Origin of the sequence: Pseudomonas arcuscaelestis, assembly GCF_016881005.1 — a bacterium.
GTDB classification, from domain to species: Bacteria; Pseudomonadota; Gammaproteobacteria; order Pseudomonadales; family Pseudomonadaceae; genus Aquipseudomonas; species Aquipseudomonas arcuscaelestis.
Genome location: NZ_JACOPV010000036.1, coordinates 1 through 7,255, shown reverse-complemented (window position 1 = coordinate 7,255; position 7,255 = coordinate 1). Strand labels below are relative to the sequence as shown.

Genomic DNA, 7,255 nt, shown 5'->3' with positions numbered 1-7,255 from the left:
ACCCGCACCGGTCACCTTCGACCCGAAGACGCGCTCGACGAGATTGTGCGGTTCTTCGAGGCGCGGGTTTCCGCCTTGCGACGGAGCGGGGTCGCTGCCGACCGGCTCATCCTCGATCCGGGGATGGACCGGCGATTGGTCCATGGCGAAACGGCCGACCTTGCGCCGACCGGCTTCGGGCAACAGGTCCGCGAAGCCATGGACCAGCGCCGCGAGCATCATATCGAACAGCGCGACGCCACGCGCAACAGGGACGGCCGAATCTTCTACCGGCGCAATCTTCTCGCCACCCTGCGCGAGCGGGAAGTTGCGCGCGCCGGTGCGGAGATGGCCGAGGGCAAGGCGCTGCCGTTCCGCGCCGCCAAGGATGGTGAGAGTGTCAGCGGCAAGTTCACCGGGACTGTCCAGCTAACGAGCGGCAAGTTCGCCATCGTGGAAAAGAGCCACGAGTTCACCCTTGTCCCGTGGCGGCCGATCATCGACCGCCAACTCGGCCGCGAGGTTATGGGCATCGTGCAGGGCGGGTCGGTGTCGTGGCAGTTAGGGCGGCAGAGGGGGCTGGAACGCTGAGTGCGCCCATGCCGCATTGCGAAGCAAAAGATAATCGGATAAAATGTAGCAATTCATATTCGTAAGCGTGGAGTAATCAGATGGGAAATTCCAAGTCAGCAGACAAGTAAGCCGCAACAACCAGTATTGTTGTTGCGGCGCTCTGTAAGGCTAGTCTCATCTGATTGCTGACGAGCAGACGTCGCCCGGTATTCCTTAATCGAGGGTTGATTCGTCATGACCACCACACGCCCCGCGTGGGCCTATACGCTGCCGGCAGCACTGCTGCTGATGGCTCCTTTCGACATCCTCGCTTCACTGGCGATGGATATTTATCTCCCTGTCGTTCTAGCGATGCCCGGCATCCTGAACACGACGCCCGCTATGATCCAACTCACGTTGAGCCTCTATATGGTGATGCTCGGCGTGGGCCAGGTGATTTTTGGTCCGCTCTCAGACAGAATCGGGCGACGGCCAATTCTACTTGCGGGCGCAACGGCTTTCGTCATTGCGTCTCTGGGAGCAGCTTGGTCTTCAACTGCACCGGCCTTTGTCGCTTTCCGTCTACTTCAAGCAGTGGGCGCGTCGGCCATGCTGGTGGCGACGTTCGCGACGGTTCGCGACGTTTATGCCAACCGTCCTGAGGGTGTCGTCATCTACGGCCTTTTCAGTTCGATGCTGGCGTTCGTGCCTGCGCTCGGCCCTATCGCCGGAGCATTGATCGGCGAGTTCTTGGGATGGCAGGCGATATTCATTACTTTGGCTATACTGGCGATGCTCGCACTCCTAAATGCGGGTTTCAGGTGGCACGAAACCCGCCCTCTGGATCAAGTCAAGACGCGCCGATCTGTCTTGCCGATCTTCGCGAGTCCGGCTTTTTGGGTTTACACTGTCGGCTTTAGCGCCGGTATGGGCACCTTCTTCGTCTTCTTCTCGACGGCTCCCCGTGTGCTCATAGGCCAAGCGGAATATTCCGAGATCGGATTCAGCTTTGCCTTCGCCACTGTCGCGCTTGTAATGATCGTGACAACCCGTTTCGCGAAGTCCTTTGTCGCCAGATGGGGCATCGCAGGATGCGTGGCGCGTGGGATGGCGTTGCTTGTTTGCGGAGCGGTCCTGTTGGGGATCGGCGAACTTTACGGCTCGCCGTCATTCCTCACCTTCATCCTACCGATGTGGGTTGTCGCGGTCGGTATTGTCTTCACGGTGTCCGTTACCGCCAACGGCGCACTTGCGCAGTTCGACGACATCGCTGGATCAGCGGTTGCGTTCTACTTCTGCATCCAAAGCCTGATAGTCAGTATCGTCGGGACATTGGCGGTGACGCTGTTAAACGGCGATACAGCGTGGCCCGTGATTTGTTACGCCACGGCAATGGCAGTGCTGGTGTCGTTGGGGCTGGCGCTCCTTCGATCCCGTGATGCTGCCACCGAGAAGTCGCCAGTCGTCTAGCCGACGACTGGAAGCAAGCCCGCTCCGATGCGGCGCAATAATCTTCGAAACCTCGTGAATGGCGGTATCCTGTCTGGCAAGATACCGCTCATTTCCCTTGTCCCGTGGCGGCCGGTCATCGACCGCCAGCTCGGCCGTGAGGTCATGGGCATCGTGCAAAGCGGATCGGTGTCGTGGCAGTTGGGGCGGCAAAGGGGCATAAGCCTCTAATCTGTTGTAGATGAACGCAGCCGCTCGAAACCAGCGATGAGGCTGTCGAGTCCGAAGTTGAACGCAGCATCCATGCCGTCTGTTTCCAACTCGTGAAACAGATCGTGCAGGAAGGACGACGGTGCTTGCTCGGACACATCTGGCCTGTCCGGAACTCTCTCATCGGCATCAGATGCCTGCTGCTCGAGAACGGAACCGACCACATAGTGACTGACCGCCCGGAGCGCCCAAACGGCGCGCTTCGGACAAAAGCCCTCCGCGCAGAGAAAGCGTATTTGCGTCTCGGCGGTGCCAAAATTCGGTTCTGTCGGTCGAGTGCCGGCATGGATACGCGCGCCGTCCCGATAAGAGAGCAACGCCGTTCTGAAGCTCAGGGCATTCTCTTTCAGGAACACCCGCCAGTCCTCATTCTCTTCGGGTAGCGAGCGGGTATGGCGTTCCGCCAGCATCGCCTCGGCGAGCGCATCAAGCAGCGCTCGCTTGTTCTGGAAATGCCAGTAAAGCGCAGGCTGCTGAACCTTGAGGCGTTCAGCGAGCTTCCGCGTCGTCAGGCTGTCCATGCCAACCTCGTTCAACAGCTCTAGCGCCGCCGCGATCACGGTGCCCTTGTCCAGTTTGGTCATTCACGTTCCTTCGCCAGTGCTTGACAATTTATCACCGATAAGTTATATGTCCATCTCCTTATCGTTGATAAAGTCGCTCCATTGAGCGGCGCTGGAGTTTCAGGTGCGCAGCTCTGCCATCATTGCCCTGCTGATCGTGGGTCTTGACGCCATGGGTCTCGGCCTCATCATGCCCGTCCTTCCGACGCTTCTGCGTGAGCTTGTGCCAGCAGAGCAGGTCGCTGGACACTATGGTGCCTTGCTGTCGCTCTATGCATTGATGCAGGTCGTCTTCGCGCCCATGCTTGGACAGCTTTCGGATTCTTACGGTCGGCGTCCGGTACTTCTGGCTTCTCTTGCAGGAGCCGCAGTCGATTACACGATTATGGCATCAGCGCCGGTCTTATGGGTGCTCTATATCGGCCGACTCGTGTCCGGCGTCACGGGCGCAACCGGAGCTGTAGCAGCCTCAACCATTGCCGATTCGACGGGGGAAGGTTCTCGCGCACGCTGGTTCGGCTACATGGGGGCCTGTTATGGGGCGGGCATGATTGCCGGGCCAGCACTTGGTGGCATGCTCGGTGGTATCTCTGCTCATGCCCCGTTTATCGCCGCCGCCCTTCTCAACGGGTTCGCGTTCCTGCTTGCCTGCATTTTCCTCAAGGAGACTCATCACAGCCATGGCGGGACCGGAAAGCCGGTTCGCATCAAACCATTCGTTCTGTTACGGCTGGATGATGCATTGCGCGGGCTAGGTGCGCTTTTCGCAGTTTTCTTCATTATTCAACTGATCGGCCAAGTGCCTGCAGCCCTATGGGTCATATATGGCGAGGACCGTTTTCAGTGGAACACCGCGACCGTTGGTTTGTCGCTCGCGGCGTTTGGGGCAACACATGCGATCTTCCAAGCGTTTGTTACCGGCCCGCTTTCAAGCCGGCTTGGAGAGCGGCGCACGCTGCTGTTTGGCATGGCTGCGGATGCGACTGGCTTCGTTCTTCTGGCTTTTGCCACGCAGGGATGGATGGTGTTCCCGATTCTGTTGCTGCTTGCCGCCGGGGGTGTTGGCATGCCGGCCTTGCAGGCAATGCTCTCAAACAATGTCAGCAGTAACAAGCAAGGGGCTTTGCAAGGAACGCTAACGAGCCTCACCAATCTAAGCTCTATCGCAGGACCGCTTGGCTTCACAGCACTCTATTCTGCCACCGCCGGGGCATGGAACGGTTGGGTTTGGATTGTCGGCGCGATCCTCTATTTAATATGTCTGCCAATACTACGCAGACCATTCGCAACTTCATTGTGATTTAGTCATGGCGATTTGGCATGCGTAGACTTAGGAGAAATGACGGATTAAATCTGTTGAGCAATCATCTCCTTTCGGGGCGAGTGCCAATGATGACCTTAGTTCACACTCTCGCTGTCGCCGAATATCTCAACTTCCGTCACGCCGCCAACGCGCTCGGCGTTGCACAGTCCAGCGTCAGCGCCCGCGTGAAGGCACTGGAAGAAGACCTCGGCATCCTCTTGTTCGAGCGTCATGCGCGCGGCGTTCGGCTGACCGAGGCCGGACGCCATTTCGTCGAGCGGATAGCCGTAGGTATTGACCAACTCGACCATGCGGTGAAAACCGCCGGCATGGCGGCAGCCGGAGAAAGCGGCCGGCTTCGTATCGGTATCCATGCCCTGATTCCGCATAGCTTCCTCGCAAAGCTGATCGGCCAATACCGCAAGGATTACCCCGATGTTGAAGTCGAGATCGCCGAAGGCCCGGCCCGTGAAGCGGTGGTGCAGCTTCGCGCCGGCAGGTTGGACGTGGCGTTCGTCGCGGGCACGCCCCAACCACCCGACTGCCATTCCCGTCGCACATGGACCGAACCGCTCTTGGCGGTGCTACCGGAACGGCATCCGCTCGCCAAGCGGTCAGCCGTCACATGGCCCGATTTGGCAGGCGAGACGTTCCTTGCGTATAGGAAGTTCAAACGCCCTTTTCGGGCAGTCTGCTGGGTAGGCGGCGGTCGCGCAAGCCCCGTTTTGGGCACGGATCGGACGTCTGTGAGTGGGATTTCGGCATCGCGGGGCCACGCAGCGGCGTTGTCAGCAGCCATGCTTCGCTGATTCCCGACAGCGGGCCGAGCGCCGCCCTGCGGATCGTGGCCGCATCGGCTCGGATTCCGGTTTCGCCGTCGGCTGTGCAGCCGGCAGATCGTCACGCGGCTTGCACTGGCGGCGCGCGCGCTGCGGGCCTGTAGTGCGCTTCTTCCCGCGCGCCGTGCTTCTCGAAGTGGGCGAGGATGGCGCGGATGGCGGTGGGTTCCTCGATGCTGGCGACGATCCGCACGGTGCCACCGCAGTGGACGCAGGCGGTGACGTCGATGGAAAAGACCCGCTTGAGCCGTTGCGCCCAGCTCATCGCACGGCGCTTCTCCTCGGGGCTGCGCGGCGCGTCGTGGGCGCTGACGTCCACTGGCGCCGCATCGCCCGCAGGCCGCTTGCCGCGCCCCGAGGGCGTCAGCTGCGCACGCAGGTTTGCATTCGGGGCGAATACGCCGTGGAAGCGGGTGAGATGCGCGCGAGGTGGCGGGACCAGCGCCGCCAGCTTGGCGATGAAATCCACCGGATCCCATTCCACATGCGTGGTGCCATTGCGCCACGGGGTCTTGAGCTGGTAACGCACCCTGCCCTGGAGCGCTATCGACAGCCGCTTCTCGCTGATCGCCGGGCGCGTGATGTAGCGGCACAGCTTTTCCAGCTTGTGGCTTTCGTGTGCTTCGGCCGCCACGCCGGCATGCAGTGAGAAGCCGCCGACCTTGCCGGCTTCGCCCTCCAGCGAACCGGCGTCACCGGGCAGCGTTTGCAGCGTGACGACCTTGCAGCCAGCGTCGCGGCCGGTGGCGATGCGGTAGGTGATCGAACTCATCCGCAGCCCATCCATGCTGTCGTCGCCTGCAGCGCTGTCTGCCAGGAAGGCCGATTCGCCCTCCCCTTCGAGCCAGCCTTTGCGCGTCAGGTGCCGACACACCCGGTGCGCGATGGTAGCTGCCAGCTGGGTCAACTGCGCGGTGGTGGGCGCACGGGCGCGGTGCAGGCGCAGTTCGCGCCGCGGCAGCTCGGTGGCTTCCACGTACACGCCGTCGAGCCACAGCATGTGGAAGTGGATGTTCAGGTTCAGCGCGCTGCCGAAACGCTGGATCAGCGTCACCGCGCCGCACTGGGCGCTGGCGCGGTCGATGCCGGCTTGATCGGCCAACCAGCCGGCGATCACGCGCTGCACGATGCCCAGCACCGGGCCAATGGCTTCTGGCTTGCTGGCGAACAGGAAACGCAAGGGGTACGGAAAGCTCAGCACCCATTGCCGCACAGGCCGCGGGCCGAACACCTCCTCGACCAGGTGCCGCGCACTCTCGGCCATGCGTCGCGCGCCGCAACTCGGGCAGAACCCGCGCTTCTTGCAGGAGAAGGCCACCAGCCTCTCTGCACGGCAGTGCTCGCACACCACCCGCAGGAAGCCGTGCTCGAGTACGCCGCAACGCAGGTAGGCATCGAACGCCTCGCGGACATACCCGGGCAGCGAGCGGCCCTCCGCTTCGATCCGTGCAATGAAGTCCGGGTAGTGCGCCTCTACCAACGCGTACAGCAGCGTGCGCTCGGGCGCGTGGCGCGCGTACCGCGAACCGGTGTGGGCGGACGGCAGTGGCGCGCATCCCGCGGCTTGCCGCCGGGATGTGGCGAGGCGCGGCACGCAGCGCTCCGGTGCGGGGACGGCTGCTCAGTGTTGCGCCTGTGTTCGCACGTTCGTATCGGTGCGTTCTGATCTTCGCGTCAGACATTGCCGCGGCGCGGGCACAACAAAAAGCCCGGCATCGCTGCCGGGCTCCGGCCCCGTCCTTGGGGCCTTGATGTCGGGTCGTTGCCGGGATCGGACCGCGCTGGCGCGGTCCGGTTCCCTGACGACCGGGCCAACCGGATCAGAAATCCATGCCGCCCATGCCGCCCATACCGCCAGCACCCGGCATGGCCGGCTCTTCCTTCTTCGGCACTTCGGCCACGACCACTTCGGTCGTGATCGCAAGGCCGGCGACGGAAGCGGCGTGCTGCAGGGCCGAGCGGGTCACCTTGGTCGGGTCCAGGATGCCCATGGCGATCATGTCGCCGAACTCGCCGGTGGCGGCGTTGTAGCCGTAGCTGCCTTCGCCGGCCTTGACGTTGGCCACGATCACGCTCGGTTCTTCACCGGCGTTGGCCACGATGGCGCGCAGCGGGGCTTCCAGCGCACGGCGGGTGATGGCGATGCCCAGGTTCTGGTCTTCGTTGATGCCCTGCCAGGGCAGATCCGTGCACAGCACCTTGCCGTAGAAGAACAGCAAGGCCGCCAATGCCTGACGATGCGTGGAGACCGAAACCTTGCGCTCGTTCGCCAGCCAGGACAGAAATGCCTCGACTTCGCT

At 62.2% G+C, this 7,255-nt stretch carries 7 protein-coding genes and 2 pseudogenes; 5 read left to right on the top strand and 4 right to left on the bottom strand.

Annotated features, from left to right (window positions below):
• The 3 genes and pseudogenes from H8F21_RS28920 to H8F21_RS28910 all read left to right on the top strand — a co-directional run.
• A partial coding sequence (locus tag H8F21_RS28920; RefSeq protein ID WP_203585812.1) for a DUF3363 domain-containing protein occupies positions 1-570 on the top strand: 570 nt, incomplete at its 5' end.
• A gap of 216 nt (positions 571-786) precedes the next feature.
• Complete coding sequence (floR, locus tag H8F21_RS28915) at positions 787-2,001, top strand: chloramphenicol/florfenicol efflux MFS transporter FloR (protein WP_203585811.1); 1,215 nt, start codon at positions 787-789, stop codon at positions 1,999-2,001.
• A gap of 93 nt (positions 2,002-2,094) precedes the next feature.
• Positions 2,095-2,211, top strand: a pseudogene (locus tag H8F21_RS28910) (DUF3363 domain-containing protein); the annotation flags it as partial.
• Here H8F21_RS28910 and tetR(G) read toward each other — a convergent pair.
• Positions 2,208-2,834 (bottom strand): tetracycline resistance transcriptional repressor TetR(G), encoded by a 627-nt coding sequence (gene tetR(G) / locus H8F21_RS28905; protein WP_000163574.1) that lies wholly within the window; start codon positions 2,832-2,834, stop codon positions 2,208-2,210. The pseudogene H8F21_RS28910 and the gene tetR(G) sit on opposite strands and share 4 nt — an antisense overlap.
• Before the next feature lie 103 nt (positions 2,835-2,937).
• Here tetR(G) and tet(G) point away from each other — a divergent pair, with 103 nt between their 5' ends.
• Both tet(G) and H8F21_RS28895 read left to right on the top strand, forming a co-directional pair.
• Positions 2,938-4,113, top strand: a complete 1,176-nt coding sequence (tet(G), locus tag H8F21_RS28900; protein ID WP_001257840.1) for a tetracycline efflux MFS transporter Tet(G) — start codon at positions 2,938-2,940, stop codon at positions 4,111-4,113.
• 89 nt (positions 4,114-4,202) lie between these two features.
• Positions 4,203-4,925, top strand: a complete 723-nt coding sequence (locus tag H8F21_RS28895; RefSeq protein ID WP_223151157.1) for a LysR family transcriptional regulator — start codon at positions 4,203-4,205, stop codon at positions 4,923-4,925.
• 91 nt (positions 4,926-5,016) lie between these two features.
• Here the strand turns inward: H8F21_RS28895 and H8F21_RS28890 are convergent, their stop codons facing one another.
• The 3 genes and pseudogenes from H8F21_RS28890 to H8F21_RS30190 all read right to left on the bottom strand — a co-directional run.
• A complete protein-coding gene (locus H8F21_RS28890) occupies positions 5,017-6,549 on the bottom strand; it encodes an IS91-like element ISCR3 family transposase (RefSeq protein WP_001747814.1) in 1,533 nt (510 codons plus the stop codon).
• Positions 6,550-6,775: 226 nt separating this feature from the next.
• On the bottom strand, positions 6,776-7,153 hold the full coding sequence (locus H8F21_RS29810; protein WP_014342205.1) for a TCP-1/cpn60 chaperonin family protein: 378 nt from the start codon (positions 7,151-7,153) through the stop codon (positions 6,776-6,778).
• Positions 7,130-7,255: pseudogene (locus H8F21_RS30190) on the bottom strand (phage integrase N-terminal SAM-like domain-containing protein); the annotation flags it as partial. The gene H8F21_RS29810 and the pseudogene H8F21_RS30190, both read right to left, overlap by 24 nt.

What these genes read in the sequence shown, in the direction of transcription:
- floR (WP_203585811.1), top strand. Translation starts at nt 787, where the DNA reads ATGACCACCACACGCCCCGCGTGGGCCTATACGCTGCCGGCAGCACTG.
- H8F21_RS28895 (WP_223151157.1), top strand. Translation starts at nt 4,203, where the DNA reads ATGATGACCTTAGTTCACACTCTCGCTGTCGCCGAATATCTCAACTTC.